This window comes from Inquilinus ginsengisoli (assembly GCF_031453975.1).
Lineage (GTDB): Bacteria > Pseudomonadota > Alphaproteobacteria > DSM-16000 > Inquilinaceae > Inquilinus > Inquilinus ginsengisoli_A.
The window spans coordinates 37,286-64,246 of sequence record NZ_JAVDPW010000017.1 but is presented as its reverse complement, the minus strand read 5'-3'; the positions used below and the strand labels follow the sequence as shown (position 1 = coordinate 64,246).

The 26,961-nt window shown below is 70.6% G+C and carries 26 protein-coding genes; 11 read left to right on the top strand and 15 right to left on the bottom strand.

The features are described from left to right. Nucleotides 1–22 precede the first annotated feature (22 nt). Nucleotides 23–991, top strand: coding sequence for a threonine ammonia-lyase (locus E9232_RS33775; RefSeq protein WP_309801699.1), 969 nt, complete (start codon nucleotides 23–25; stop codon nucleotides 989–991). 40 nt (nucleotides 992–1,031) lie between these two features. Here E9232_RS33775 and E9232_RS33770 read toward each other — a convergent pair whose 3' ends face one another. The 9 genes from E9232_RS33770 to E9232_RS33730 all read right to left on the bottom strand — a co-directional run bounded on the left by E9232_RS33770 (nucleotide 1,032) and on the right by E9232_RS33730 (nucleotide 10,612). Further along, nucleotides 1,032–2,384: an SLC13 family permease gene (locus E9232_RS33770; protein WP_309801698.1), complete on the bottom strand. Its 1,353-nt coding sequence runs from the start codon at nucleotides 2,382–2,384 to the stop codon at nucleotides 1,032–1,034. Nucleotides 2,385–2,474: 90 nt separating this feature from the next. Next, nucleotides 2,475–3,140, bottom strand: a complete 666-nt coding sequence (locus E9232_RS33765) for a GntR family transcriptional regulator (protein ID WP_309801697.1) — start codon at nucleotides 3,138–3,140, stop codon at nucleotides 2,475–2,477. 122 nt (nucleotides 3,141–3,262) lie between these two features. Then, nucleotides 3,263–3,880: a cupin domain-containing protein gene (locus E9232_RS33760; protein ID WP_309801696.1), complete on the bottom strand. Its 618-nt coding sequence runs from the start codon at nucleotides 3,878–3,880 to the stop codon at nucleotides 3,263–3,265. Between the two features lie 25 nt (nucleotides 3,881–3,905). After that, entirely contained in the window at nucleotides 3,906–5,549 is a 1,644-nt protein-coding gene (locus tag E9232_RS33755; RefSeq protein ID WP_309801695.1) for a phytoene desaturase family protein, read from the bottom strand. Between the two features lie 29 nt (nucleotides 5,550–5,578). Next, complete coding sequence (locus E9232_RS33750) at nucleotides 5,579–6,667, bottom strand: aromatic ring-hydroxylating oxygenase subunit alpha (RefSeq protein ID WP_309801694.1); 1,089 nt, start codon at nucleotides 6,665–6,667, stop codon at nucleotides 5,579–5,581. Beyond that, complete coding sequence (locus E9232_RS33745; protein WP_309801693.1) at nucleotides 6,664–7,461, bottom strand: ABC transporter permease; 798 nt, start codon at nucleotides 7,459–7,461, stop codon at nucleotides 6,664–6,666. Before E9232_RS33745 ends, E9232_RS33750 begins: the two co-directional genes overlap by 4 nt. Next, a complete protein-coding gene (locus E9232_RS33740; RefSeq protein ID WP_309801692.1) occupies nucleotides 7,461–8,345 on the bottom strand; it encodes an ABC transporter permease in 885 nt (294 codons plus the stop codon). The genes E9232_RS33745 and E9232_RS33740 overlap by 1 nt, the downstream gene beginning before the upstream one ends. Nucleotides 8,346–8,348: 3 nt before the next feature. Beyond that, complete coding sequence (locus tag E9232_RS33735) at nucleotides 8,349–9,455, bottom strand: extracellular solute-binding protein (RefSeq protein WP_309801690.1); 1,107 nt, start codon at nucleotides 9,453–9,455, stop codon at nucleotides 8,349–8,351. Between the two features lie 14 nt (nucleotides 9,456–9,469). Then, nucleotides 9,470–10,612, bottom strand: coding sequence for an ABC transporter ATP-binding protein (locus tag E9232_RS33730; protein ID WP_309801689.1), 1,143 nt, complete (start codon nucleotides 10,610–10,612; stop codon nucleotides 9,470–9,472). Nucleotides 10,613–10,962: 350 nt separating this feature from the next. Between E9232_RS33730 and E9232_RS33725 the strand changes: the two genes are divergently transcribed. Beyond that, nucleotides 10,963–11,760: an alpha/beta fold hydrolase gene (locus tag E9232_RS33725; protein ID WP_309801688.1), complete on the top strand. Its 798-nt coding sequence runs from the start codon at nucleotides 10,963–10,965 to the stop codon at nucleotides 11,758–11,760. A gap of 85 nt (nucleotides 11,761–11,845) precedes the next feature. After that, nucleotides 11,846–12,181: a GIY-YIG nuclease family protein gene (locus E9232_RS33720; RefSeq protein WP_309801687.1), complete on the top strand. Its 336-nt coding sequence runs from the start codon at nucleotides 11,846–11,848 to the stop codon at nucleotides 12,179–12,181. A 5-nt stretch (nucleotides 12,182–12,186) separates the two neighbouring features. Here the strand turns inward: E9232_RS33720 and E9232_RS33715 are convergent, their stop codons facing one another. Then, entirely contained in the window at nucleotides 12,187–12,894 is a 708-nt protein-coding gene (locus E9232_RS33715; protein ID WP_309801686.1) for an MJ0042-type zinc finger domain-containing protein, read from the bottom strand. A gap of 196 nt (nucleotides 12,895–13,090) precedes the next feature. Here E9232_RS33715 and E9232_RS33710 point away from each other — a divergent pair, with 196 nt between their 5' ends. The 3 genes from E9232_RS33710 (at nucleotide 13,091) to E9232_RS33700 (ending at nucleotide 16,055) form a co-directional block, all read left to right on the top strand. Beyond that, nucleotides 13,091–13,714, top strand: a complete 624-nt coding sequence (locus tag E9232_RS33710; protein WP_309801684.1) for a YdcF family protein — start codon at nucleotides 13,091–13,093, stop codon at nucleotides 13,712–13,714. Nucleotides 13,715–13,722: 8 nt separating this feature from the next. After that, nucleotides 13,723–14,478 carry a lysophospholipid acyltransferase family protein gene (locus E9232_RS33705; protein WP_309801682.1) on the top strand — a complete coding sequence of 252 codons (756 nt, stop codon included), beginning with the start codon at nucleotides 13,723–13,725 and terminating at the stop codon, nucleotides 14,476–14,478. A gap of 83 nt (nucleotides 14,479–14,561) precedes the next feature. Next, entirely contained in the window at nucleotides 14,562–16,055 is a 1,494-nt protein-coding gene (locus E9232_RS33700; RefSeq protein ID WP_309801680.1) for an alpha/beta hydrolase, read from the top strand. On the opposite strand, the gene E9232_RS33695 is transcribed toward E9232_RS33700, so the two are convergent. After that, nucleotides 16,039–16,671: a TetR/AcrR family transcriptional regulator gene (locus E9232_RS33695; protein ID WP_309801679.1), complete on the bottom strand. Its 633-nt coding sequence runs from the start codon at nucleotides 16,669–16,671 to the stop codon at nucleotides 16,039–16,041. The two genes, E9232_RS33700 and E9232_RS33695, sit on opposite strands and share 17 nt — an antisense overlap. Nucleotides 16,672–16,751: 80 nt before the next feature. On the opposite strand from E9232_RS33695, the gene E9232_RS33690 reads away from it, so the two are divergent. Beyond that, on the top strand, nucleotides 16,752–17,930 hold the full coding sequence (locus E9232_RS33690; protein ID WP_309801678.1) for a serine hydrolase domain-containing protein: 1,179 nt from the start codon (nucleotides 16,752–16,754) through the stop codon (nucleotides 17,928–17,930). Between the two features lie 91 nt (nucleotides 17,931–18,021). Next, complete coding sequence (locus E9232_RS33685) at nucleotides 18,022–20,280, top strand: adenosylcobalamin-dependent ribonucleoside-diphosphate reductase (RefSeq protein WP_445351998.1); 2,259 nt, start codon at nucleotides 18,022–18,024, stop codon at nucleotides 20,278–20,280. A 7-nt stretch (nucleotides 20,281–20,287) separates the two neighbouring features. Here E9232_RS33685 and E9232_RS33680 read toward each other — a convergent pair whose 3' ends face one another. Further along, nucleotides 20,288–20,875: a gamma-glutamylcyclotransferase gene (locus tag E9232_RS33680; RefSeq protein ID WP_309801677.1), complete on the bottom strand. Its 588-nt coding sequence runs from the start codon at nucleotides 20,873–20,875 to the stop codon at nucleotides 20,288–20,290. A 125-nt stretch (nucleotides 20,876–21,000) separates the two neighbouring features. Between E9232_RS33680 and E9232_RS33675 the strand changes: the two genes are divergently transcribed. Beyond that, on the top strand, nucleotides 21,001–22,011 hold the full coding sequence (locus E9232_RS33675) for a DUF2125 domain-containing protein (protein ID WP_309801674.1): 1,011 nt from the start codon (nucleotides 21,001–21,003) through the stop codon (nucleotides 22,009–22,011). 7 nt (nucleotides 22,012–22,018) lie between these two features. On the opposite strand, the gene E9232_RS33670 is transcribed toward E9232_RS33675, so the two are convergent. The 3 genes from E9232_RS33670 to E9232_RS33660 are packed head-to-tail and all read right to left on the bottom strand — an operon-like array spanning nucleotide 22,019 to nucleotide 24,946. Next, on the bottom strand, nucleotides 22,019–22,972 hold the full coding sequence (locus tag E9232_RS33670; RefSeq protein ID WP_309801672.1) for a prephenate/arogenate dehydrogenase family protein: 954 nt from the start codon (nucleotides 22,970–22,972) through the stop codon (nucleotides 22,019–22,021). Next, nucleotides 22,969–24,072, bottom strand: a complete 1,104-nt coding sequence (gene hisC / locus E9232_RS33665; protein WP_309801671.1) for a histidinol-phosphate transaminase — start codon at nucleotides 24,070–24,072, stop codon at nucleotides 22,969–22,971. The genes E9232_RS33670 and hisC overlap by 4 nt, the downstream gene beginning before the upstream one ends. A gap of 7 nt (nucleotides 24,073–24,079) precedes the next feature. Continuing rightward, on the bottom strand, nucleotides 24,080–24,946 hold the full coding sequence (locus tag E9232_RS33660; RefSeq protein WP_309801670.1) for a chorismate mutase: 867 nt from the start codon (nucleotides 24,944–24,946) through the stop codon (nucleotides 24,080–24,082). Nucleotides 24,947–25,108: 162 nt separating this feature from the next. Between E9232_RS33660 and metX the strand changes: the two genes are divergently transcribed. Together metX and metW are read left to right on the top strand one after the other, a co-directional pair. Beyond that, on the top strand, nucleotides 25,109–26,317 hold the full coding sequence (gene metX, locus E9232_RS33655; RefSeq protein ID WP_309801669.1) for a homoserine O-acetyltransferase MetX: 1,209 nt from the start codon (nucleotides 25,109–25,111) through the stop codon (nucleotides 26,315–26,317). Next, a complete protein-coding gene (gene metW / locus E9232_RS33650) occupies nucleotides 26,317–26,949 on the top strand; it encodes a methionine biosynthesis protein MetW (RefSeq protein ID WP_309801667.1) in 633 nt (210 codons plus the stop codon). The genes metX and metW overlap by 1 nt, the downstream gene beginning before the upstream one ends. Nucleotides 26,950–26,961: the final 12 nt, after the last annotated feature.

Here is a 26,961-nt window from a genome sequence, read left to right as displayed (position 1 = left end):
TTCCGCCAGGACGAGGACCATCGTGACCGCGATCACGCTCGAGACCATCCGCGAGGCGCGCGCCCGCATCGCCCCCTATGTGCTGCGCACCCCGACCGTGCCGCGCGAGCTGCTGCGGGCCACGCTCGGCCTGCCCGTCGTGACCAAGCTGGAGCTGCTGCAGCATGCCGGTTCGTTCAAGCCGCGCGGTGCCTTCAACGCCATGCTCAGCCTCAACGAGGCCGAACGCGCCGCCGGCGTGGTCGCGGTCTCCGGCGGCAACCATGCCCTCGGTGTCGCCTATGCCGCCCGCATCCTGGGCCTCAAGGCCGTCGTGGTCATGCCCAAGGCGACGCCGCAGAACTACGTCGCCGGCACCCGCGCCGAGGGCGCCGAGGTGGTGCTGGTGGACGACATCTCCGCCGCCTTCGCCGAGGCCGAGCGCCAGGGCGCGGCCGGCCGCACCATGATCCATCCGTTCGACGACCCCCGGGTGATCGCCGGCCAGGGCACCATGGGGCTGGAGCTCTTGGAGGACGCGCCCGACACCACCGACATCATCGCCTCGATCGGCGGCGGCGGCATGATCTCGGGCGTCATCACCGCGGTGAAGGCGCTGCGGCCCGACATCCGGATCTGGGGCGTCGAGACCGAGGGCGCCGACGCGATGAGCCAGGCGCTGGCGGCCGGGCATCCGGTGCGCCTGCCGGCCATCACCTCGATCTCCACCACTCTGGGCGCGCCGTCCGTGTCCGAACGCACTTTGGCGATCGTGCGCGACGCGGTGGAGGAGGTGCTGGTGGTGCCCGACGCGGATGCGGTGCGCGGCGTGCAGATGCTGATCGAACAGGCCAAGGTGGTGACCGAGCCGGCCGCCGGCTGCACCCTGGCCGCGGCGCTGCGCCTGAAGGACCGGCTGCCGCGCGACGCCCGGCTGGCCCTGATCCTGTGCGGCGGCAACGTCACCGTGAACGACATCGAGCGCTGGCGCGGCCGCTTCGGCATTTCCTGACCGGTCGGTCGATGAATTCTGGCCGGCCAGTTCAGGCCGGTCAGAACATCCCCGGCACCACCAGGGCCAGCCAGGCCAGCAGCGGCCCGACCACGACGACGATCCCGCTGTAGATCAGCATCTGCCGGAAGAAGGCGTCGCGGTCGATGCCGTGTGCGTTGGCCACCACCAGCGCGCCGTTGGTCGAGAACGGGCTGACATCGACGATGGTGGTCGAGATCGCGATCGCGGCGATCAGGCCGGGGACGCCGAGATGGCCCTGGGTCAGCAGCGGCACCGCCAACGGGATGGTGGCGCCCAGCACCGCGACCGAGGAGGCGAAGGCCGAGACCACGCCGGCGACATAGCACAGCAGCAGCGCGCCCAGCAGCGGCATGGCCATGGCCGAGACGCCGCCGCCGACATAGTCGACCGCGCCGGCCTTCTGCAGCACGCCGATATAGGTGATGACGCCGCCGATCAGCAGCACGGTCGACCAGCTGACCTTGTCGACCGCGCCCTTCTGCCCCTTCGGGCAGACCAGGGCCAGGACCACCGCGACGCTCATCGCCACCAGCCCGACATTCAGGCTGAAGGCCAGCGACGCGACCGCCAGCACCACCAGGCCGGTCAGGGTCAGCGCCTGCTCGCGGTCGAGCGCGACATGGTCGTCGGCGCCCTCGCGCATCACGGCGCCCGGCCGCGGCCCGGCCGGCGCCGCCGGGGTGCCGCCATGGCCGCGCACCGCGACCGAGGTGTCGGGCTGCGCCGCGTCGACCGTGGCCTCCAGGTCGTCGCCCGGGCGCCGCAGGGCCAGGCGGTGGCCGCCGAACACGAAGAAGATCACCAGGGCGATCAGGAAGTTGAACGCCAGGCTGGACAGGAACAGCACGATCTCGTCGCCCGGCAGGCCGGCGCGCTGCACCACCTGGTTGGTGATGCCGCCATAGATGCTGATCGGCGAGAAGCCGCCGCCCTGGGCGCCATGCACCACCATCAGCCCCATCAGCATCGGGTGGATGCGGTAGCGGGCGGCGAAGCGCAGCGCGATCGGGGCGATGATGGCGACCGCGCCGGGGCTGACCGCGCCGATGCCGCTCAGCACGGCCGAGACCGCGAACATCACCCAGGGAATCGCCGAGATCCGGCCGCCGACCAGCCGCACCGAGTAATGCACCAGCCAGTCGACCGTGCCGTTGTTCTGGGCGATGGCGAAGAGGTAGGTGATGCCGACCAGGGTGACGAACAGGTCGCCCGGGAAGCCGGCCAGGATGGCGGTGGCCGACATGCCGGTGAACACCGTCCCGACCAGGAAGGCCAGGGCGAAGCCGAGGGCGCCCATGTTGATCGGCAGGGCGGTGGCGACGACGAACATCACGACCAGCCCGATGATGGATGCGATCTGCGCGGACACGCGATTCCTCCCCTTGAGTCCGAGATATGAGTCTTCGGCGCGGGCGGCGGTTTGCGCCGTCCCGCTATATGCCGCGCGATGCGGCGTGGTTCAGTCGGTCGCGGGCGGCGGCGCCAGGAAGCGCGCCAGGGCGCTGCCGGCGTTCAGCATGTGCTCGCGCATGGCGAAGGCGGCCTCGTCGGGGTCGCCGCGGGTCATCGCCTTCAGGATCTGGCCGTGCTCGATGCGCGACTGCACCAGCCGGCCGGCATAGCGCAGCTGGGTCCGCCGGAACGGCAGCAGCCGGGCCCGCAGCTGCAGGGCGTGCTCGACCAGGAAGGCGTTGTGGGTCGCCCGGTAGATCGCCTCGTGGAACTCCAGGTTGAAGGCATCGTAGCCGGCGATGTCGCCGGCCTTCAGATGCCCCTCCGACGCTTCATGCAGCGCTGCCAGGTTGCCGCGCTCCAGCGCGGTCATGCGGTTGGTGGCCAGCCGGGCGCACATCGCCTCGACCTCGGCCGTGACCTCGAACATCTCGGACAGGGTCTCGACCGTCATCGGCAGTACCACGATGCCGCGGCGCGGCCGGACCTCGACCAGCCCGGCGGCGGCGAGGTGGCGGACGGCATCGCGCACCGGGGTTCTTGACGCGCCGTAGGTCTCGGCCAGCTGCGCCTCGTCCAGCACCGTCCCCGGCGCCAGGCGGCCGGTGGAGATGTCGTCGGTCAGGGCCAGCCGGATCCGCTCGGACAGCGATGCATCGGGCTTCGTGTCCAAAGTTGCCTCCCTGCGCGTCTATTGTGCACGTTCATTGTCGATCTGAGCGATTATGTATGCACAAAGCTTCGCGCCAGGCAATACCGTATCGGTTTGCGACGATGGAGCGCCGGCGTCCACCCTCAGAAGCTGGGCGGGGTGATCGCCCAGATCACCTGGGTGATGCCGGGGCCGGGGTTGCGGTAGCGGTGCGGCCGGGTGCTGGCCAGGGCGAAGCTGTCGCCGGTGCCCAGCACGTACAGCTTCTCGTCGACCCACAGCTCCAGCGCGCCGGACAGGATGAAGCCGGCCTCCTCGCCCTCATGGGTGTAGGCGTCCGGGCTGCCGGCGCCGGCCTGGATGGTGCACAGCAGCAGCTCCAGCTGGCCGTCGAGATGCGGCACCAGCAGCTCGTCGGTCAGGCCCAGCCCACCCATGTCCAGCACCTTGCGCCGCCCGGCGCGGACCACGACGCGGTCCTCGTCGTCGCGCGGTTCGGGGTCGCGGAAGAACCAGCCGATGGTCACGCCCATGGCGCTGCTGATCAGCTGCAGCTGGCGGATGGTCGGCGTCGACAGCCCGCGCTCGACCTGCGAGAGGTGGCCGACCGACAGGCCGGTGGTGGCGGCCAGCCGGGTCAGGGTCAGGCCGCGCTGCTGCCGCAGCTCGCGGATCTGCGGCCCGATGGTGTCGACCGGGTCGCCGGACGGCGGCGCCTCGGCCTCCGCCGCTTCCAGGTCCGAGTGTTCGCCTTCGGTCATCGCCCCACCTTCATGCCGTCGGGCTTCACGCCCGCCTGGCCTTGACGTCGCGCAGGATCTCGCGCGCGGCGTTGTGGCCGGGGATGCCGGAGACGCCGCCACCCGGATGCATCGACGATCCGCAGATGTAAAGCCCCCGGAACGGCGTGCGGTAGTCGGCATAGCCGGAGACCGGGCGCTGGAAGAACAGTTGGTCGGTTGACAGCTCACCATGGAAGATGTGGCCCTGGGGCAGGGCGACGATGCGCTCGATGTCCGGCGCCACCAGCAGCTGGGCCTCGATCACGTCGTTGGAGAAGCCGGGGGCGTAGTCCTCGATCGTGTCGAACACGGTCTTGCGGAACTTGTCCTTCTCCGTCGCCCAGTCGCCGCCCTTCAGCGTGTAGGGGGCGTGGCCGCCGAACAGGTTGACGACATGCTTGCCCGGCGGCGCCAGGGTGTCGTCGACGATGGTCGGCACCACGGGGGTCAGGAACGGCCGGCTGGAATACCAGCCGTATTTGGCGTCGTCATAGGCGCGCTCGAGATAGTCGATGTCCGGCGCGATGTGCATGTAGGTGGGATGGTTGAAATTGCCCAAGGCCCCCTCGGCCCGCACCTTGTCCAGGATGCGGTATTGCGGCGGCCGCTCGCAGGCGATGTTCATCTTGAAGGCGGTGGAGAAGCTGCGGTAGCCGCGGATCTCGCGCAGCACCTCGGCCGGCAGATGAGCCTCGCCGATCATGTCGAGATACAGCGTCTTGGCGCTGGCGTTGGAGACGATGACCCGGGCCGAATAGGTGTCGCCCTTGGTCGTGGTCACCGCCGTGGCGCGGTCGCCGGTCAGCCGCACCGCCGCGATCTCCGCCTCGGTGACATGGTCGACGCCGATGGTGCGGCCGTAGGAGGCCAGCGCCTGGGTGATCGCGCCCATGCCGCCCTTGATGAAGCCCCAGCCGCCGGCGCCCTCATGCTCGCCCATGATGTGGTGCATGATGACGTAGGCGGATCCCGGGGTCTTCGGCCCGGCAAAGGTGCCGATCGAGGCGTAATAGGCCAGGACCGCCATCACCCGGTCGTCCTCGAACCATTCGCGCAGAAAGTCGTAGGCGCTCATGCTCAGCATGTCGGCGATGCGGTACATCTTCCGGCCGATCTTGCGGTGCCGCCACAGCATCGATGCGCCGTCGCGGAAGCCGCGCCAGTCGCGCCGCGCCGGGTCGACCGGCGTTTCCCACAGCAGCTTGCGCACCACCTGCGCCGCCTCCTGCAGGTAGCGGTCGAACTCCGGATAGATCGCCGCGTCCTTCTTCGAGAACTTGGCGAAGCTGGCCTGGGTCTTGGCCATGTCGTCGGAGAAAAGGATGTAGTCGTCGCCGCCGACCGGCGAGACCATGTCGGAGCAGGGCAGCACCTCCAGCCCATGCTTCTTCAGCTCGAAGTCGCGGATGATGCGCGGGTGCAGCAGGCTCATCAGGTAGGAGAAGATCGAGGCGCGGAATCCCGGCGCAATCTCCTCGGTCACCGCAGCGCCGCCCAGCACGCGGCGGCGCTCCAGCACCAGCACCTTCAGGCCGGACCGGGCGAGGTAGTTGGCGCAGACCAGGCCGTTGTGGCCGGCGCCGATGATGATGGCGTCGTAGCGTTTGGCCGTGGTGCTGCTGCCCTGGGGGATCGAGGTCGTGGTCATGGTGCGATCGGTCTTTCCGGAAAGGGCGGCTATTCGGCGGCGGCGCGGTGGCGCGGGGCGGGGGCATCCATGCCGCGGCGGACCATGTCCTGGAAGCCCAGCACGGCGTGCTCATGCTTCGGCGACAGCGGGCCGCGCTGGTAGATCCCGGCGTTCAGGTTGCGCTGCACCCCGGTGATGATGTCGAGGTCCTCGCTGACGATCTGGGCCGACCAGGCGATCGACTGGCGGTTCTCCTCCGCCTTCTCCGGCGAGACATCGGTGAAGAAGTACCAGTTGATGTGCCGGAGGCGGCCGGGGCCCAGCGGTTCGATCGTGGCGATCGAGCTGCCCCAGTCGTAGAGGTTCAGCATCAGGAACGGGAAGCGGTAGAAGTAGACGCCGCGGGTCAGCCCGCCGTCGCGCTTCGGCGCGTGCAGGTGGAACATGCCGGCATCGCCATGCACGTCGATGCTGTAGCGGTCCATGTCCAGCGACGCGCACAGGCCGGGATGCATGGTCCGGCAGTGGTAGCATTCCAGGTAGTTCTCGCCGTAGGTCTTCCAGTCGACCTCGCAGTCGCGGTTCTTCTCGGCGAACCAGTGCTGCTGCTCGAGCGGATAGTCGGTGGCCAGGGCGTCGATCGGGCCCAGCCAGTCGCGCAGGCTTTCGCCCTCGCGCTCGATCCGCAGGAACACCAGGCCGCGCCATTCCTCGGCGGCGATGCGGAACAGGCCCCATTCCTCCGGATCGAAGGCGGCGGCCGAGCCGAAATCGGGGTTCCGCTTCAGCTTGCCGTCCAGCGTGTAGCTCCAGCTGTGATAGGGGCAGACCACCAGCCGCGGGCACTGGCCCTCCGGCTTGGTCAGCAGCTGGGCGCCGCGATGGCGGCAGACATTGTGGAAGGCGCGGACCTGGCCGTCCTCGCCGCGGATGGCGAAGACGGGATAGCCGGCGACGGTGCCGGTGACATAGTCGCCGGGGGATTTCAGCCGGCCCGACCAGGTGAACAGCATCCAGTTCCGGGCGAAGATGCGAGTGCGCTCCTGCTCGTAGCGCTCCGGGTCGCGGTACCAGGCCGCCGGCAGGGTCCAGGTGAAGCCTTCCGGCGCCGTTTCGGCCGGGCTCGTCTCGATCATCGCACAACCTCTCGGTCGGAAGACGCCGGCTCCCGGCCGGCGCGCAGGATCTGCAGGATCACCAGCAGCAGGGTGACGGCGAACAGCACCGTCGCCGCCGCGGCGATGGTCGGGTCGACCTGGTCGTTGATGCCGTCCCACATCTTCCGCGGCAGGGTGTAGACGGCCCGCGCGGCGATGAAGAGAGTCACCACGATCTCGTCCCAGGAGGTCAGGAAGGCGAACACCGCGCCGGCCAGGATGCCGGGCAGGATCTGCGGCAGGATCACCCAGCGGATGGTCTGGGACTGCGAGGCGCCGAGCGAGCGCGATGCCTGGTCCTGGCGCGGGTCGACCGCGGCCAGCGCCGCCGACACCGTGACCAGCACATAGGGTGCGGCCAGCAGCGTGTGGGCCAGGATCACCCCGGCGAAACTGTCGAGCAGGCCGAGATCGGCGAAGAAGCGGTAGAAGGCGAGGGCGGAGACCACCGGCGGCACGATCAGCGGCGCCAGCGCCAGCATCCGGGCCAGCTCGCCCAGCGCCGAGGACAGCCGCCACAGCCCGATCGCCGCCAGCGTGCCCAGCGTCACCGAAAGGGCGGTGACGGCCAGGCCGATGCCCAGGCTCTGCAGCATCGCCGACCGCCAGACCGGGTCGCCGAACAGGGTCTCGTAATGCTGGAAGGAGATGCCGTCGGTCGGCAGCGACAGATAGCGGTTCGGCGTCACCGACAGCGGCATCGCCACCAGGGTCGGCAGCATCAGGAACAAGAGGACGGCCCAGCACAGGGCGACCAGGACGGACCAGCGCATCAGGCCCCTCCCCCGAACAGGCGCCGCACATCGACCACCCGCGACAGCGCCGCGAGCAGCAGCAGCACGGACAGCAGCAGCACCGAGGCCATCATGGTGCCGACGCCCCAGCGCACGGTCTGGAAGATCTGCAGCCGGACATATTCCGCGATCATCACCACCTTGCCGCCGCCCAGGATCGTGGGCGTGACCAGGAAGCCGAGCGACAGCACGAACACCAGCAGCCCGGCGGCGAAGATCCCGGGCAGGGACAGCGGCAGGAACACCTCGAGGAAGGTGCGCAGCGGCCCGGCGCCGAGCGAGCGCGACGCCGCGCCCAGCGCCGGGTCGATGCCCTTCATCCCGGCATAGAGCGGCAGTGCGGCGTAGGGCACCATGTAGTGCACCATGCCGACCAGCACGCCGAACTCGTTGCGCACCAGCGGCAGCGGGTCGGTGACCAGCCCCAGCCCGGTCAGCGCCCCGTTCACCAACCCCCCGCTGCGCAGCAGGGTCAGCCAGGCGAAGGCGCGGACCAGCACCGACACCCAGAACGGCACCAGCACGAAGGCGGTGATCCACAGCCGGTGCCGCGGCGTCGCGTTCAGCATGACATAGGCGACGAGGTAGCCGAGCAGCAGCGCGCACACCGTGGTCCAGGCCGCGATGCGGAAGGTGGTCCACAGCACCCGCTGCATCGCGTCGGAATCGACCAACCGCTGGTAGTTGCCCAGGCCGGGCGCGGGATCGGTGACGCTGATCCACAGGATGTTGGCCAGCGGCACCAGATAGAGCAGCAACAGCGCCGCCATCAGCGGCAGCACCAGCGCCCAGGCCGACGCCGGCGTGCGGCGCCGCGCGACGGCAGGGGGTGGTCCGGCCAGGGTGGCGGGTGCTGCCGTCATTGCTCAGCCGGCCATCAGGTCGAGGAAGTCGTTCTGCACGGTGTCGTAGTTCTCGGCGTACCAGGCGCTGTCGATCGGGATCTGGCGTTTGAAGTTGGGCTCGTAGCCGCAGTCGATCTTCTGCAGCTCCGGCGTCAGGCTGGCGCTCGCCGCCGGGTTGGCCGGGCCGTTGCCGAGCAGCTTCAGGAGCTCGACCTGCCGCGCGGGCGTCTGGGTCGAGGCGATGAAGTCGAACACGGCGGCGCCGGCCGGGTTCTTCACCAGCACCGGCAGCACGCCGGGGGCGACGATGCCATGGTCCCAGGTCCAGGTGATCTTGCCGCCGGAATCGCGGTCCAGCACCGAGGCGCGGGTGCACCAGATCGGCCCCATCGCCACCTCGCCGTCGCGGAACAGCTGCTGGCTTTCCGCCCCGCCGCCCCACAGCAGGAACTGGTCGCGGTTGTCCTTGATGATGGCGAAGGCCTTCTTGACGTCGAGCGGGTACAGCTTGTCCGGCTCCACCCCCGACCCGATCAGCACCGCCTCCAGCGACCCGACCAGCCATTTGTAGATCGCGCGCTTGCCCGGAAAGTCCTTGAAGTTGAGGTAGTCCTTGAAGCCGTTCGGCGTCTTGCCGCCGGTCTTCTCCAGGCTGAAGGCGTTGACGGTCGAATACATGTAGGCGGCGCAGCCGTATTCGAAAGTGAATTCCGGCCGCACCTTGGCCTTGTCGACCTTGGTGTAGTCATAGGGCTGGATCAGCCCCTGCTTGCTCAGGATCGGCAGGTAGAAGCCGTCGGCGTCGGTGCAGTCCCACACCACATTGCCGCTGTCGATCATCGCCTTGATCGCGCCGGGCGTCGGTTCGGCGCCCAGCACCGTGACCTTGATGCCGCTGTCCTTGCTGAAGGGCTCGCCCCAGGCCTTGCCCCAGGCCGGCACGGCGTCGCCGCCGAAATTCACCACCACAATCTCCTGCGCCGCGGCCTTGGCCGGGCCAGAGACCAGCAGCGGCACGACGCCGAGGGTGCCGAGCGCGGCCAGGAAGCTGCGCCGGTCGATGTGTCCGTCCGCGAACCGCTCCGCCGCGATGGCGGCGAGATCCGCGCGATACCGTGATGCCGTCATGATCTGCCCCTGTTTCAGTGTTCGCGGGCCGCTTGCGTGTCGGCCTCGTCTTCGATGAGAACGGTCGCCTCCGGCGCCCAGCTGACCCAGGCGGTGGCGCCGAGGCCGAGGTCCGGCGCCGCCTCCCAGGCGAAGCCGGTCGCGGTCAGCGGGCCGAAGGCGTCGGTCTCGACCACCACCTGCCTTGTGGCGCCGAGATAGGCGATGTCGAGGATGCGGCCGGGCACCCGGTTGGCCAGCTCGCGCGGCTCCTGCGCCGAAACCCGCAGCTTCTCCGGCCGCAGCGCCAGCAGCACGGCGCGGCCGGGCGCCGGTGTCTCCGGGCCGTGATGCAGCACGCTGGCTCCGGCGCTCTCCAGCCGGATCGACGCGCCGTCCCGGCCGGCCATGCGCAGGGCCAGGCAGTTGCTCTTGCCCAGGAACTCGGCGACGAAGCGGTTGCGCGGGCGTTCGTACAGCTGGTCCGGCGCGCCGGCCTGGACCAGCCGGCCGCGTTCCATCACCGCGACACGGTCGGCCATCGACAGCGCCTCGTCCTGGTCGTGGGTGACCAGGATGAAGGTGGCGCCCAGGTCGCGGTGCAGGGTCTTCAGCTCCAGCTGCATCTCGGCCCGCAGCTGGCGGTCCAGCGCGCCCAGCGGCTCGTCGAACAGCACGATGTCGGGGTCGAATACCAAAGCGCGGGCGACCGCGACGCGCTGCTGCTGGCCGCCGGACAGCTGGCGGGGGCGGCGGTCGTCGAACCCGTCCAGCCGCACCCGGGCGATGGCGGCGGCCACCTTGGCGGCGATCTCGGCCCGCCCCAGGCCGCGCACCCGCAGGGGATAGGCGATGTTCTCGGCCACGGTCATGTGCGGGAACAGGGCATAGCCCTGGAACACCATGCCGAAGTTGCGCTTCTCCGGCGGCATCGCCGTGACGTCGCGCCCGTCGACCGCGATCCGCCCCGCGGTCGGCGTGACGAAGCCGGCGATCATCATCAACAGGGTGGTCTTGCCCGAGCCGGAGGGGCCGAGCAGGGTCAGGAACTCACCGCTCGGGATGTCCAGCGACACGTCGTCGACGGCGCGGATCGGGCCGTAGCTGCGGGACAGCCGCGCCAGGGCCAGGCTGTGCGCCCGGGGCGCGGCCTCGGGTGATGGCGCCGGCGATCGCATGGCCCGCATCAGCATCGATCTCACCCCCTGTCAGGTGGCAGATTTTCATTTTTGTGAAAGAAGCCTGACCGGGAGGCCGAGAGACTGTCAAGCCCATTTTCCGGGAGGCTTGCGAGGCGATAACGCCGGGTTTGCTGTGGCTACAGCAACGATCCAAGGAAACTGCGGCTTTCGACAGGAGCAGACGGGCAGCGGAAATTTTCACTTAGGTGAAATGACCTTGAGTCCTGTCGTCACATCGGCACGTGGATCGGCGTTACCTCCGGGGTAACGTCGACGTTACCCCCGGGGTAATCGCTTTCGTGCCCTCACATGGGCTCTGATCCGGCTAGACCACTGGAGAGCGACCCATGATCGAGACCCGTGACGGCACCCTGCTTCGGGTTAAGGATATCGGCCGGGGCCGGCCCGTCCTGTTCATCCACGGCTTCACCCTGAATGCCGACATCTGGGAGTACCAGATGACGGATCTGGCCGAAGCCGGGCTGCGCTGCATCGCCTATGACCGGCGCGGCCATGGCCGGTCCGACCACCCGGGCGACGGCTATGATTTCGACACCCTGGCCGACGACCTCGTCGCGGTGATGGCCGCGCTCGACCTGCGCGAGGCCACCCTGGTCGGCCATTCCATGGCGGTGGGAGAGGTTGCACGCTGCCTGTCGCGCCACGGCCCCGGGCGAGTGGCCCGCATCGTGCTGGCGGCGCCGCTGCCGCCCTGTCCCGCCCTGGCGCTGCCCGCCGACGCGGCCGGACAGACCGTGTTCGACCACGCCATCGCCGGCATGCGGGCGGACCGCCCGGCCTACTACGCCGCCAACGCCACGGCGCTGTTCGGCCGGGACTGCTCGCCAGAACTGGCGCGCTGGGGCCTCGACCTCGCGCTGCAGACCGCGCTGTGGGCGGCGGTCGGCTGCCAGCGCGCCAATGCCACCGTGGACCTCCGCTCCGACCTGCGCGACATCGGGGTGCCGGCGCTGGTCGTCCAGGGCGACGCCGACCAGCTGGCGCCGGCCGATCTCTGCGGCCGCGCCGTCGCCGCGGAGATCCCCGGCAGCCGGCTCGAGATCTATCCCGGCGCCCCGCACGGCCTGTTCCTGACCGACAAGGACCGATTCAACCGCGACCTGCTGGGCTTCATCCAAGGCTGAGGAGATCGCGTTAATTTACCCGGGTGATATTGCGTTTCCTGCCGTCCCGGGGTAGGGATCCGGCATCAGTTCGTGGGGTGCTTGGATGAAGGGCGACGATCGCAAGGCAGCGGTGGATGCCTATAAGGAACGGAAGGTCGCGGCCGGCATCTATGCGGTCCGCTGCGAACCGTTGGGCGAATGCTGGGTCGGCCGGGCGCCCGACCTGGCCACCATCCAGAACCGTCTCTGGTTCACCCTGCGCCAGGGCAGCAACCCGCATCGCTCGCTGCAGGCGGCCTGGCGCGCGCATGGCCCCGAGGCGTTCAGCTTCGCGGTCCTGGAGCAGTTGGAGGACGAGGACATCGCCTATGTGCGCGACCGGGCGCTGAAGGACCGGCTCGCACATTGGGCCGCGACGCTGCGGGCCACCACGATCTAGGCTGGCTACGGCGCCGTCGCGGCCTGGGTGCCGATCTCCATCCGGGTGGCGGCGTCGGGCGTGGTCTCGATCGTCGCCACCACGTCGACCGACTGCGCCGGCGCCAGGGTGGAGGTGGCGACGGTCAGCGGCGACCGGGCCACGACCGTGCGGCTGCCATCCAGGAGGCGCACCTCGATCGGCGGCACCGGGCGGGTCACCAGGGCGCGGTTCTCGACCCGGCCGGTGACCACCACCTGCTCCAGCCCGGCGCCGGCGATGCGCCGGACCTGCAGCTCCTGCAGCACCAGCCCCTGGCCCAGTGCCCCGGTCTCGACCGGCTCCGCCACCGGCACGCCGATGGTGTCGTACAGCCGGATCGCCGGCGGCCAGAAGCGGACGATCGATTCCCGCGCGAAATAGCCGACCCCGGCCAGCCCGCCGATCAGCAGCACCGCCAGGGCCAGCCCGACGGCGGGGCCGTCGCGGCGTCGCGGCGCGATCACCGCCGGCAGGTTGCGGATCTGGCCGGGGGGCGCGGCCGGGGCGGCCTGCGCCGCCGCCGGCCCGACCAGCACGGAATGCGGCGCTGCCGCTGCCGCCGCCATGACCTCGACCGAGGATTCGCGCCACAAATGGCCGCAACGGGCGCATTTGACGCGCCGGCCGTCATGGCCGATCGCCGCCGGGTCGACGAGATAACGGGTCGAACAGCTGGGGCAGGTGACGATCATGCCGCGTTATCGCATGCCGATCCGCCGATGCCTATATCATCCGAGGCAATTTTGTGAGTGACGGGAACGACTTGGAGGCATGGCGCCGGCCGCTTCATCCAGGCAATGACGCCGCCGCATAATCTTGCCACGATCCGTCCCTTTCCTGTCCGGGCGCCGTCGCTTCCGGCCCGGTGCCACAGCAATCTTTCGTCCGATGTCGATGACCGCCGATCCGCCCGTCAAACCCCGGCCCTGGCGCCGCCGCCTGCACCGGGCGCTGCTGGTGTTGCTCGTCCTCGCCGCGGCCTGGGCGCTCGGCCTCGGCTGGTTCGTGGCGCAGGCCGAGCGCGGCGGCGAGGTCGACCCCGACCACACCGACGCCATCGTCGTGCTGACCGGCGGCAGCGAAAGGCTGCGCGTCGGCTTCGACCTGCTGGCGCGCGGCGTGGCCGAGCGGCTGCTGGTCAGCGGCGTGCATCGCGACGTGCGGCTGGAGGAGCTGTTCGCCCTCGGCCCGACCGATGATTCGCTGCGCTGCTGCGTCGATCTCGGCTACGCCGCGGACGACACCATCGGCAATGCGCAGGAGGCGGCGGGATGGATGCGGGCGCGGGGCTTCCACAGCCTGCGGCTGGTCACCTCGAACTACCACATGCCGCGCGCCATGCTGGAATTCCGCGCCGCGATGCCGGAGATCGAGATCCGGCGGCAGCCGGTCGACCCCGGGACGGTGCATCTCGAACGCTGGTGGGCGTGGCCCGGCACGGCGCGGCTGATCGTCTCCGAATACAATAAATTCCTGGTTGCGCTGGCGCGCGTCACCCTTGGCGGGATATAGCGGAAGCCATGACCATCCTGCGCTCGGCCCTCTTCAACCTGCTCTTCTTCGGCTGGACGGCGGTGTGCTGCTTCGCGCTGCTGCCGTCGCTGTTCCTGTCGCACCGCACGATGATGGCCTGGATCTTCGTCTGGCTGCGCGTGGTGCACTGGCTGGAGAAGACGGTGCTCGGCATCGACTACCGCGTGGTCGGGCGCGAGAACCTGCCCGCCGGCGCCTGCATCGTCGCCGCCAAGCACCAGTCGGCCTGGGAGACGCTGAAGCTGCACCTGCTGCTGGGCGACCCGGCGATCGTGCTGAAGGCGGAGCTGCTGAAGGTGCCGGTGTGGGGCCGCTACCTCGTGCGCACCGGCATGATCCCGGTCGACCGCGGCGCCGGCAGCCGGGCGGTCAAGGTGATGATCGAGAGCGCCAGGCCGCGCGTGGCGGAGGGCCGGCCGATCGCGATCTTCCCACAGGGCACCCGCACGGCGCCCGGCACCTGGCGGCCGTATCGCATCGGCGTCGGCGCCCTCTATGAGGGGTTGGGCGTGCCGGTGGTGCCGATGGCGCTGAACTCCGGCGTGTTCTGGGGCCGCCGCGCCTTCCGCAAGCGACCGGGCACCATCACGGTCGAATTCCTGCCGCCGATCCCCGCCGGGCTGAAGCGAGACGAGATGATGCGGCGGCTGGAGGATGAGCTGGAGGCGGCGTCGGAGCGCCTGTCGGTCGCCGCCGGTGGCCCGCCGACCGTGCGCCCGACCAACGCGGCCGCCCCGGCCTGACCCCGATCGCGCCAGGGCGGCTGCTGGACGGGCTCTCGCTGCTCCTGGCCGTCGCCGGCCTGTCGCTGCTGGCCACGGCGCTGGTGCTGCGCCTGCCCGGCGCCGCCGATCTGCTGGACAATGCCGACGCCCTGTACCTTCCAGCGCTGTTCGACGATTTGCATCGCGGCCTGGATGCGCTGCGCGGCTGGCACCTGACGCCCGGCCCCTATGTCTTCCCCGACATGCTGGTCTACGGGCTGGCCGACCTGGCCGCGGCGGATTTCCAGCAGGCGATCGGCCTGAACGCGGCGCTGCAGCTTGGGCTCTACCTGCTGCTCGGCATCGCCATGCACCGCGCCGCCGGCGGCCGCTCGGCGCCGCTGGTCCTGACCGCGCTTGCCATGCTGCTGGCCGCGCTCTTCGCCTTCGGCTGGGGCCTCGCCGGCTTCTACGCGCTCTATTGGCTGGTCTACCCCTTCGTCACCACCTTCCATTTCGGCGCCATCCTGATCGCGGCCGCGGTGCTGGCCCTGCTGCTGCGCCAGCTCGACCGGCCCGGCCTCTGGCCGCTGGCCGGGCTCGCCGCTCTGCTCCTCGCCGGGGTGCTGTCGGACAGCTTCGTCCTGCCCTATGCCGCCGTCCCGGCCCTGGGGCTGGCGCTGCTCTGCGCCTGGGCGCCGCAGACCCGTCACGCCGCGCTGGCGGCCGCGGCCGTGGTCGGCACTGCGGCCCTGGCGGCCTTCCTGCTGCAGGGCTGGATCAACCCGTTGAACGGGATCTATCGCCGCCAGTTGGATCTCGGCATCGGCTACGGCCTGTCCCGCCTCGGCGGCGTGCTGTGGCGTGGGGACATGGCCGAGCTGGCGGTCAATCTCGGCCTGATCGCCTTCGCCCTGCTGCCGGTGATCCGCGCGGTCGCGGTGCTGCGCGGCCTGGCGGCCGGTACCCGCGAGATTGCGGCGGCGGACCGGATCGCGGTCTTCGCTGCCGTCGCGTCGCTCGCCATCCTGCTGGCGGTGGTGCTGTTCGGCATCTTCCGCGACGATTCCTTCCTGCGCTACTTCCAGCCCTGGCTGTTCCTGACCGCGCTGTGGTTCGCCCATCTCGCCGCTGAACGGGTCGGACCGCGACCCGGGCTGAGCCTGATCGGCGCCGGGCTGGCGGTGCTGCTGGTGGTGGGCGCGGCGCTGTGGGCCCGTCCCGACCAGCTGGCGGCGAGGATCCAGCCGCCGCCGGTCCTCGCCTGCCTCGCGCCGGCCGAACCGATCGCCGGCCTCGCCAGCTACTGGTGGGCCAAGCCGCTGCTGCTGCATTCCGGCCGCCGCATCCAGCCGGCCCAGGTGGCGCGCAACGGCGCCCCCTATCACTGGATCATGAACCAGGACTGGGCCGGGCAAGACTGGGCCAGCGATGCCGGCGCGCCGGCCTTCGCCTTCATCCTGATGGACGGGCTGAACCTGCATGCGGTGGTCGCCCGCTACGGCATGCCCGACCGGGTCGAGCATTGCGCCGGCCTGTCGCTGTGGCGCTACGACGACCCCGACCGCCTACGAGCGCCCCTGGCCGCCGCTAAACCGGTCACGCTGCCGGATTAGCCGGTCCGGAGGGGCCCGGCCAGGCGGTCATCGCCCGACGCACGATCTTCAGCAGGTCCTCGTGCGTGGCGCCGTCCAGCGCCTGCACCGACAGGCCCTGGATGATGGCGCCGTAGAACCGCGCCAGCTCGTCCGGGTCGGTGCCGGGCGGCAGCTCGCCATCCTCCAGGGCGCGGGCGAAGCGGCTGCGCAGGCGCGCCACCGTGTTGCCGCGCATCGACGCCAGCGCTGCCGCCGCCGGCCGGTTCTCCGGGGCGCAGGTCAGGACGGCGGTCGAGATCATGCAGCCGGGCGGTTGGGCCGGATCGCTGAAGTCGCGGGCCGAGCCCTCCAGGATCAACTGTATCGCCTCGCGCGCCGTCGCCGCCGCCATCGCCCAGGGGGCGGCGCGCTGTGGGTCGGCGCGGTAGCGGTCCAGCACCTCGTGGTACAGCCGCTCCTTCGAGCCGAAGGCGCTGTACAGGCTGGGTGTGGTGATGCCCATGGCCGCGGTCAGGTCGGCGACCGACGCGCCCTCATAGCCCTGGCGCCGGAACACCGGCAGCGCCCGGTCCAGCGCGGCGTCGCGGTCGAAGCCCCGGGGGCGGCCGCGGGGTCGCGGCGGATCTGTTTTCATAGCGATCGGTCTGAAAATCTGGTTGACGAACACTCTGCGATCATATTTCGTGGCGATCCATCCGAAAATGGAGTCCTGCGATGACGACCGGCCTGTTGGATGCCGCGCCGACCGCCGATCCGGCCCTGTCCCGAGGGATCGATGCCGCGATCGACCGGGCGCTGGCGGAAAAGCGCATCGTCGGCACGGTGGTGCTGGCGGCGCAGGATGGCCGGCTGGTGTATCGCCGCGCCGCCGGCCTGGCCGACCGCGAGGCCGGGCGGCCGGTGCGTGAGGACACGGTGTTCCTCTACGCCTCGCTGACCAAGCCGATGGTCACCGCCGCCGCGCTGCGGCTGGTCGAGGAGGGGCGGATCGCCCTGGCCGACCCGGTGACGAAGTTCCTGCCGGACTTCCGGCCTAAGCTGGCCGACGACAGCGAGCCGATGATCACCATCCGCCACCTGCTGACCCACACCTCCGGCCTGATCTACAGCTTCGCCGAGCCGCCGGACGGCCCCTATCACCGCGCCGGCGTCTCCGATGGGCTCGACGCGCCGGGCCGGTCCTTCGCCGAGAATCTGCGTCGCATCGCCTCGGCGCCGCTGGCCTTCGCCCCGGGCTCGGCCTGGTCCTATTCGGTGGCGCTCGACGTGCTCGGCGCGGCGCTGGAGCGGGCGGGCGGCGAAAGCCTGGGGGACCTGGTGCGTCGCCGGATCACCGAACCGCTCGGGCTCAACGACACCGGCTTCGCCCCGCCGGACCGGTCGCGCCTGGCCGCGGCCTATGCCGATGACGACGCCGGGCCGGTGCGGATGGGCGAGACCCACGTCATCCCCGCGACGCGGCCTTTCGCCGGGCTCAGCTTCGCGCCCGGCCGGATCTTCGACCCGGCCTCCTACCCCTCCGGCGGCGCCGGCATGGCGGGCACCGCCGGCGACTTCCTGGTGTTCCTCGAGACGCTGCGCCGTGGCGGTGCGCCGATCCTGCGGCCGGAAACAGTGCAGGCCATGGCCACCAGCCAGATCCCCGGGCTGGCGATGCCGGAGTCGCCGGGCACCACCTTCGGCTACGGCTTCGCGCTGGTGACCGACCCGGCGGTGGCCGGGGTGCCGATGACCGCCGGCACCTGGCGCTGGGGCGGCGTCTACGGCCACAGCTGGTTCGTCGACCCGGCGAAGCGGCTCAGCGTCGTCGGCCTGACCAACACCGCGCCTGAGGGCATGAACGGCCGATTCGTCGCCGAGATGCGCGCCGCGATCTATGCCGGGCTGGAATAGCGGTATCCTGGGGGCTGCCACGAACCCTGGTTGACCCGGTCCGGGCATACCCCCATCCTTTGGGGGTATGCCGTTCTGCGGGAGGTCCATCGTGGCCGAGCCGGGCGATATCGCGACCCAGATCTGGGACATGAAGTACCGGCTGAAGCGGCCGGACGGCACCCCCGTGGACCTGACCGTCGAGGACAGCTGGCGCCGCGTCGCTGCCGCGGTGGCCGCGGGCGAATCGGATCCGGCGCTGTGGACCGAACGCTTCCTCGGCATCCTGCGCGGCCATCGCTACCTGCCGGCCGGCCGGATCCTCGCCGGCTCCGGCACCGGGCGCGACGTCACCCTGTTCAACTGCTTCGTCATGGGCACGGTGCCGGACAGCATGTCCGGCATCTTCGCCCATCTGCGCGAGGCGGCGCTGACGCTGCAGCAGGGCGGCGGCATCGGCTACGACTTCTCGACCCTGCGGCCGAAGGGGGCGCTGGTCGCCGGCGTCGGCGCCGACGCCTCGGGCCCGCTGTCCTTCATGGATGTCTGGGACGCGATGTGCCGGACCATCATGTCGGCGGGTTCTCGCCGCGGCGCGATGATGGCGACGCTGCGCTGCGACCACCCCGACATCGTCGATTTCGTCGAGGCCAAGCGCACTCCCGGCCGGCTGCGCATGTTCAACCTCTCGGTCCTGGCCACCGACCCGTTCATGGCGGCGGTCGAGGCCGACGCACCCTGGGACCTGGTCTTCGGCGGTCGCGTCTTCCGCACCCTGCCGGCGCGCGAGCTGTGGGACCGGATCATGCGCTCGACCTATGATTCGGCCGAGCCGGGCGTGATCTTCATCGACCGCATCAACGCCCAGAACAACCTGCAATATTGCGAGCAAATTCAAAGCACTAATCCGTGCGGAGAGCAGCCGCTTCCCCCCTATGGCGCCTGCCTGCTTGGCTCGGTCAACCTGGCGACGCTGGTGCGGGACCCGTTCACGCCGCAGGCCGCCTTCGACCATGACGCGCTGGCGGAGATCGTGCCGGTCGCCATCCGGCTGATGGACAATGTCGTCGACGTCTCGCGCTTCCCGCTGCCGGAGCAGGCGGCCGAGGCCAAGGCCAAGCGGCGCATCGGCCTCGGCGTCACCGGCCTGGCCGACGCCTTCCTGATGATGGGGGTGCGCTACGGGTCGCCCGAATCGGCCGCGCTGGTCGAGGACTGGCTGGGCGCGATCAAGCGCCATTCCTATCGCGCTTCGGCGGAGATCGCGGCGGAGAAGGGGGCGTTTCCGCTGTTCGACCGCGACCGGTTCCTGGCCGCCCCCGGCGTCGTCGAGCTGCCCGAGGACATCCGCGCCCTGATCGCCCAGCACGGCATCCGCAACGCCCTGCTGACATCGATCGCGCCGACCGGCACCATCTCGCTGTTCGCCGGCAACGTCGCCTCGGGCATCGAGCCGGTGTTCGCATGGACCCACACCCGCAACGTGCTGCTGCCCGACGGCACCCGCCGGGCCGAGACGGTGGAGAACTTCGCCTACCGCCTGTATCGCGAGATCCACGGCGCCGACGCGCCATTGCCTGACCATTTCGTCGACGCCCAGACCCTGGCGCCGGCCGATCACCTCGCCATCCAGGCGGCGGCACAGCGCCAGATCGACAGCTCGATCAGCAAGACCATCAACTGCCCCGAAGACCTCGCCTTCGAGGATTTCAAGGACATCTATGCCCAGGCCTATGCGCTGGGCTGCAAGGGCTGCACCACATACCGGCCGAACGCGATCACCGGTGCGGTGCTGGAGGCGCGGCCCAGGACGGCGGATGTGCGGGCCGAGACGCCGGCGCCCGGCGCCCCCGCGGCCCGGCCCGAGGTGCTGCCGGGCGAGACCTACAAGCTGCGCTGGCCGGACAGCGACCACGCCATCTACGTCACCCTCAACGACACGGTCCAGGATGGGCAGCGCCGGCCCTTCGAGATCTTCATCAACTCCAAGAACATGGAGCACTACGCCTGGACCGTGGCGCTGACCCGCATGATCAGCGCCGTGTTCCGCCGCGGCGGCGACGTCGCCTTCGTGGTCGAGGAGTTGAAGGCCGTGTTCGACCCGCGCGGTGGGCAGTGGATGGGCGGCCGCTACGTGCCCTCGCTGCTGGCCGCGATCGGCGAGACCATCGAGCGGCACATGATCGCCACCGGCTTCCTGGAAAAGCCGGAGGGCCTGGTGCCGGAGGTCGCGGTCGAGGTGACGGCCGAGGCGGTCGCGGCACCGGCGCGGCCGCCGGGCCGGTCCTGCCCGAAATGCGGCCATCCGACCCTGATCCGGCAGGAGGGCTGCGATACCTGCCTGAATTGCGGCTATTCGCGCTGCGGCTGACCGCGCGTCAGGCGATCTCGACCGCCGGCTCCGCCGCCACCCGGTCCGCCAGGGCCGACAGGGCGGCGTCGCGGATGCCGAGTTCGTGCAGGTGCTCGACCGTGTTCAAGAGGTAGTCGCGGTTCGGCCCGCTGATGCCGACGCCGGTCAGGATCATCGCCACCGTCTGCTCGGCGTCCAGCGCGCCGCAATACTGGCGATGGCGGCGGTCGGCCAGGAAGCAGCAGGCCGTGACCGGGCCGGCCGGCAGCCGGATCTGCTTCAGGCTCGGCCGGTAGACGCCGGTCACCATCTCGCGGTCCCAGAGATAGGCCACCACCGCCGGGACGTCGTCCGGCGCGACCTTGAAGGCGATGCCGCGGCAGGAGCCGCCGCGGTCCAGCCCCAGCACCAGCCCCGGCCGTTCCGGCGTGCCGCGGTAGCGGTGGGACAGCACGCAGAAGCGGCGGTGATAGCCGTGCAGCACCGCCGGCTGCCGCTCGAGATGCGGGAAGCCCGGATTCCACATCAGCGAGCCATAGCCGAACACCCAGAGCGGTTCGCCCGGTGTCAACGGCAGGTTCGGTGTCTTCCAGTCGTGATGACCATCGGCCATCCACCAGATGTAGCGTTTTGCAGCTGCGAAGGGGAGAGGCTTCGTGTCGCGTTCTGCGGCTTCGGCTTGACAGGGCGGCCGCGGCGCGGCCTCGTGCCCGCCTGTGAAACCGCCCGGGATCCTCCATGCGCCGCATCGTCGCCGTCCCCGCCACCCTCGTCGCCCTGATCGCCGCCGGCTGGACCGGCGGCTGGTACTGGGCCGCGGGCAAGGTGCAGGCGCAGGCGCAGGCCTCCGCCGCCAACCCGCCGCCGGGAATGACGGTAAATCCCGGCACGCTCAAGGTCGACGGCTTCCCCTTCACCTTCACCGTCGAATCGCAGGCGCCCAGCCTGCGCCGGATCGACGGCCTGGCCTGGGACGCCGCCGGGCTGGTCGCCACGGTCAAGCCCTGGACCCTGCCGGAGATCGGCTTCGCCATCGCTCCGCCGCAGCACGTGACGCTGCCGGGCAGCCCGGCGCTGACCGCCCTGGTCAAGGGGTCGGGCAGCGGCAGCGCCCGCATGGGAACCGACGGCCAGCCGACGCGGCTGCAGCTGACCCTGGCGCAGGTCGAGCTGTCGGGCGGGCTGCTGCAGGCGCCGCTGCCGGTGGCGCGGATCAACGGGTCGGTCGACCGGGCGCCGGAAGAGGCCGGGGCCGGCGCCACGCTGTCGCTCGACATCGAGGGGGTGGAGACGCCGGATCTCGGCCTGGCCACGCTGGGCCGGCGGGTCGACATGCTGGCGGCGCGGCTGACCGTGCTCGGCGTGCTGCCGAAGGCCGCCACCGCGGCCCAGCTGACCGCCTGGCGCGACGCCGGGGGCAAGCTGCGGGTCGACCAGATGGCGCTGCGTTGGGGCCCGCTCACGATCGATGCCGACGGCACCCTCGACCTCGACGACAAGCTGCAGCCGCAGGGCACGCTGACGGCGAAGATCCGCGGCTACGGCCCGGTGATCGACGACCTGCAGCAGGCCGGGGTGGTGAAGGCGCGCGATGCCGGCTTCGCCAAGGTCGGGCTCGACCTGATGGCGGGCCAGCCGGCGGCGGACGGCACCCGCACGGTGACGGCGCCGATCACGATCGAGAAGGGCAAGGTGTCGTTCGGCCCGATGCAGGTCGCGAAGCTGCCCGAGGTGCATTGGGCCCCGTAACGGGCCCTCAGTCGTCCTTGGTCAGCCGCGCGGCCTTTTCCGGCTCCATCTCCTCCTGATGGGCGTCGACGACGCCGCGGCGGATGGCGCGGGTGCGGGTGAACCAGGATTGCAGCGTGTCGCCCTCGCCGCGGCGGATGGCGCGCTGCAGCCGGACCAGGTCTTCGGTGAACTGCTGCAGCACCTCCAGCACCGCGTCCTTGTTGGTCAGGAACACGTCGCGCCACATCACCGGGTCCGAGCCGGCGATGCGGGTGAAGTCGCGGAAGCCGCCGGCGGAGAAGCGGATGACCTCGGCCTGGGTCGCCTCCTCCATGTCCGACGCGGTGCCGACGATGGTGTAGGCGATCAGATGCGGGATGTGCGAGGTGATGGCCAGCACTCGGTCGTGGTGCTCGGCGGTCATCTTCTCGACCATCATGCCCATGCCACGCCACAGCGCCTCGACCTTGGCCACCGCCTGCGGGTCGACGCCCGGCTCCGGCGTCAGCACGCACCAGCGGTCGATGAACAGCTCGGCGAAGCCGGCCGAGGGGCCGGAATGCTCGGTGCCGGCGATCGGGTGGCCGGGCACCAGGTGCACGCCGGCCGGCAGGTAGGGGGCGATGGTCTTCGCCACCATGCCCTTGACCGAGCCGACATCGGTGACGACGGCGCCGGGCGCCAGGGCCGGGGCGATCGCCTTCGCCAGCTGCTCATAGGCGCCCATCGGGGCGCAGATCATGACCGCATCGGCGCCGGCCACGGCGGCCGCGGGATCGGCCTCGACCCGGTCGAGGAAGCCCAGCGCCATGGCCTCGTCGCGCGTTTCCTGCCGGCGCGAATGGCCGATGATCTCGCCGGCCAGCCCGTGCTTGCGGGCGGCGCGCGCGACCGACGATCCGATCAGCCCGATGCCCAGCAGCGTCAGCCGGCGGAAGATCGGCGCGGCCGGTTCCGCGCCTGTCGCCTCGGGACTCATCGGCCGCGCAGATGCTCGGCCAGCGCCTCGACCACGGCCCGCATCTCGTCCTCGGTGCCGATGGTGATACGCAGGCAGGACGGCAGGCCGTAGCCGCCCATCTGGCGGACCAGGATGCCGGTGCCCTTCAGGTGCTGGCGCGCCGCCTCGGCGTCGCGGTCGCCGAAATCGACCAGCAGGAAGTTGCCGGCGGAGGGCAGGGGCGCAAGGCCGAGCTTCGCCAGCTCCGCCGCGGTCCAGCGCCGCCATTCGGCGTTGTGGGCGACGCTCTTCGCCACGAAATCCCGGTCGGCCAGCGCGGCCACACCCGCCGCCTGCGCCGCGGCGCTGACGTTGAACGGCCCGCGGGCGCGATGCAGGATGTCGGTGATGCCGGCCGAGGCATAGGCCCAGCCCAGCCGCAGCGCGCCCATGCCGTAGATCTTAGAGAAGGTGCGCAGCATCACGACGTTCCCGGCCCGGTCGACCAGGTCGGCGCCGGCGCTGTAGTCGGGATCGTCGATGTATTCGGCATAGGCCGCGTCGAGCGCCAGGATCACGTCCGACGGTAGCGCCGCGTGCAGCCGCTCGACCTCGGCCCGGGGCAGCAGGTAGCCGGTCGGGTTGTTCGGGTTGGCCAGGAACACGATGCGGGTGCGCGGCGTCACCCGTGCCAGCAGCGCGTCGACATCGGTGTGAAGCTGCGCTTCCGGCGCCGCGACCGGCGTGGCCCCGACCGCCTTGGCGGCAATCGGATACATCAGGAAGCCATGGCGGCTGTACAGCACCTCGTCACCCGGCCCGGCATAGCTCTTGGCCAGGAGGGCGATCAGCTCGTCCGAGCCGGCGCCGGCCACGATGCGCCCGGCGTCCAGGCCGAAGCGCGCCGCCAGGGCCTCGCGCAGCGCGCAGGCGCCGCCGTCGGGATAGCGGTGGATCTCGCCGCCCAGCTCGCGATAGGCGGCGGTCGCCTGCGGGCTGGGGCCGAAGGCGCCTTCGTTGGAGGCGAGGCGGATGGTCCGGCCCAGCCGCGGATGCGGCACGGCATTGGCCTCGCCGCCGATATAGGGATCGATGTCGAGCAGGCCCGGGCGCGGACGCGGCGCTTGGATGGTCGTCATAGTCTCGTCAGCTCCGGCGGCCGATGGCGATCGGGGTGGCGAAGCCGCCGATCAGGCGGATGCGGGGAGCCAGGTCCTCCTGCAGGCGTTCGGCCAGCCGCAGCAGCCGGCTGTCGTCGATGGCGACGAAATCGGCGACGTCGACCAGGTGGATGACCGGATCCTCGGCGGTGCGGGCCTGCCGGGTCCAGAACGCGACGGGCGGCAGCCCCACGGTCTCGAAGGTCTGCTTCAGCCGGCTGCGGCTGATGTCACCGGTGACCTCGACCGCGATCATGGCGTGGTCGTCGCCGGTCGGCTCCGGCTCGATATGGGCGACGGCCAGCGCCAGCGGCTCGTCGCGGTGCCGCTCGGTGACCACGAAGGGCAGGCTGCCGACGATCCGGGGCGTGCGCGGATCGTCCGAGAACAGGATGCGCCACCAGGGGTCGCCGTCGGCCTCGACCGGCCAGGGCACCACGGCCAGCGTCGCGGTGCCCTCGTGCACGGCGCGGATCGCCTGGATCGGCGCGGCCACCGGGGTCATCGGGGTGTGGCTGCCATAGTGGTCACGCGCCAGGTCCCACAGGTCGTCGTGGCCTTCCGGCGCATAGACGGCGATGGCGAAGGGGCCCTGCATGCGGGTGAAGCCGGTGATCAGCTCGCGCCAGATCCGGGTCAGCTCCGGCAGCGGGAAGGCGCCCTCGTGCCGGGCGGCCAGCCGGCGCAGGATCGTGGCTTCGCGGCCCGGCCGCATCGCCACCCGGTCGCTGCTCTTGGTCGCGGCGATATCCCCGACCACCCCGGCGCGACGCATGATCAGGTCATGGATCGCATCGTCGATCTCGTCGATCTGCCGGCGCAACGATTCGAGGGTCTGGGGGGTGTCTGGCATCGTCTGAAAAGGGGCTGAAACCTGCCGGGCTGAAGGGGATCAGGTGTAGAACGGGGAGGGTGCGAAAGCAAAGGAAACATCTTGGGTTTTATGCATCGAAGCATTGACATGCCGGAACCCCGGACTCTAGCTATCGCGTCCTGAAATCCTTGGCCGCACCCGATGGTCGCCCCGCTTCACATCCACAGCTCAGCCGCCTCGTCGACGCGGCCGAATCTGCCCGGCCGGCGGGTGCAGCTGGCGGCGGACCGGCCAATGCCACTGGACAGCGGCGCCACCATCGGCCCGTTCACCCTGGCCTACCAGACCTACGGCACGCTGAACGCCGACCGTTCGAACGCCATCCTGGTCTGCCACGCGCTGACCGGCGACCAGTTCGTGTGCGAGCCGCACCCGGTCACCGGCAAGCCGGGCTGGTGGAGCATGCTGATCGGCCCCGGCCTGCCGATCGACACCGACCGCTATTTCATCATCTGCGCCAATGTGCTGGGCGGCTGCATGGGCACCACCGGCCCGGCCGAGACCGATCCGGAAACGGGGCGGCCCTTCGGCCTGACCTTCCCGGTGATCACCATCGGCGACATGGTGCGGGCGCAGATGCTGCTGGTCGACCATCTCGGCATCGACCAGCTGTTCTGCGTCATCGGTGGGTCGATGGGCGGGATGCAGGTGCTGCAGCTGGCCTCGGCCTATCCCGACCGGGTGTTCGCGGCGCTGCCGATCGCGACGGCGGCGCGGCACTCGGCCCAGAACATCGCCTTCCACGAGGTCGGGCGCCAGGCCATCATGGCCGACCCGGACTGGCATGGCGGCGACTACGCAGCGCGCGACATCCGGCCGACCCGCGGCCTGTCGGTGGCGCGCATGGCGGCGCACATCACCTACCTGTCCGAGACGGCGCTGCACCGCAAGTTCGGCCGCAACCTGCAGGACCGGCAGCGGCTGGGCTTCAGCTTCGACGCCGACTTCCAGGTCGAAAGCTATCTGCGCCACCAGGGTATGACCTTCGTCGACCGGTTCGACGCCAACTCCTACCTCTACATCACCCGCGCCATGGATTACTTCGACCTGGCCGCGGAGCATGGCGGCGTGCTGGCGGATGCGTTCCGGCCGGGCGGCAAGCCGACGCCGGTGCGGTTCTGCCTGGTGTCCTTCACCTCGGACTGGCTGTTCCCGACGGCGGAAAGCCGGGCCATCGTCCACGGCCTCAACACCGTCGCCGCCAATGTCAGCTTCGTCGAGATCGCCAGCGACAAGGGCCATGACGCCTTCCTGCTCGACGAGCCGGAATTCCACCGCGTGATGCGCGGCTTCCTCGAAGGCCTGGCCGAGCATCGCGGGCTCGGCCAGCGCCTGGTGGCCTCCCGCTGATGCCGCGCGACCTGCCCCTGCCCGACGGCCTCGAACTGCGCCCTGACCTCCGGCTGATCGCCGACATGGTGGCGCCCGCCACCCGTGTCCTCGACGTCGGCTGCGGCGACGGCGCGCTGCTGTCCCATCTCTGGCGCGAGAAGCGGGTCGATGCGCGCGGCATCGAGATCTCGCCGGCGGGGGTCAGCGTGGCGCTGTCCCGCGGCCTGTCGGTGATCCAGGGCGACGCCGACACCGACCTCGCCGACTATCCCGACGTTGCCTTCGACTATGTCGTGCTCAGCCAGACGCTGCAGGCGATGAAGGACCCCAAGGCGACGCTGGGCCATCTGGTGCGGATCGGCCGCCGCGCCCTGGTCAGCTTCCCGAACTTCGGCTACTGGCGGGTCCGCTTCGCCCTGCTGCATGGCGGCCGGATGCCGGTGACCAAGGGGCTGCCCGACCAATGGTGGGAGACCCCGAACATCCATCACTGCACCATCGCCGACTTCGTCGCGCTGTGCGATGCGATGGGCATCCGGATCGAACGGGCGATGGTGGTCCACCGCTCCGGCAAGGCGGTGCCGATGGCGCCGGGCGACTGGGCCAACTGGATCGGCGAGACCGGCGTCTTCCTGCTGCAGCGGGCTTGACGGGGCTCTGGT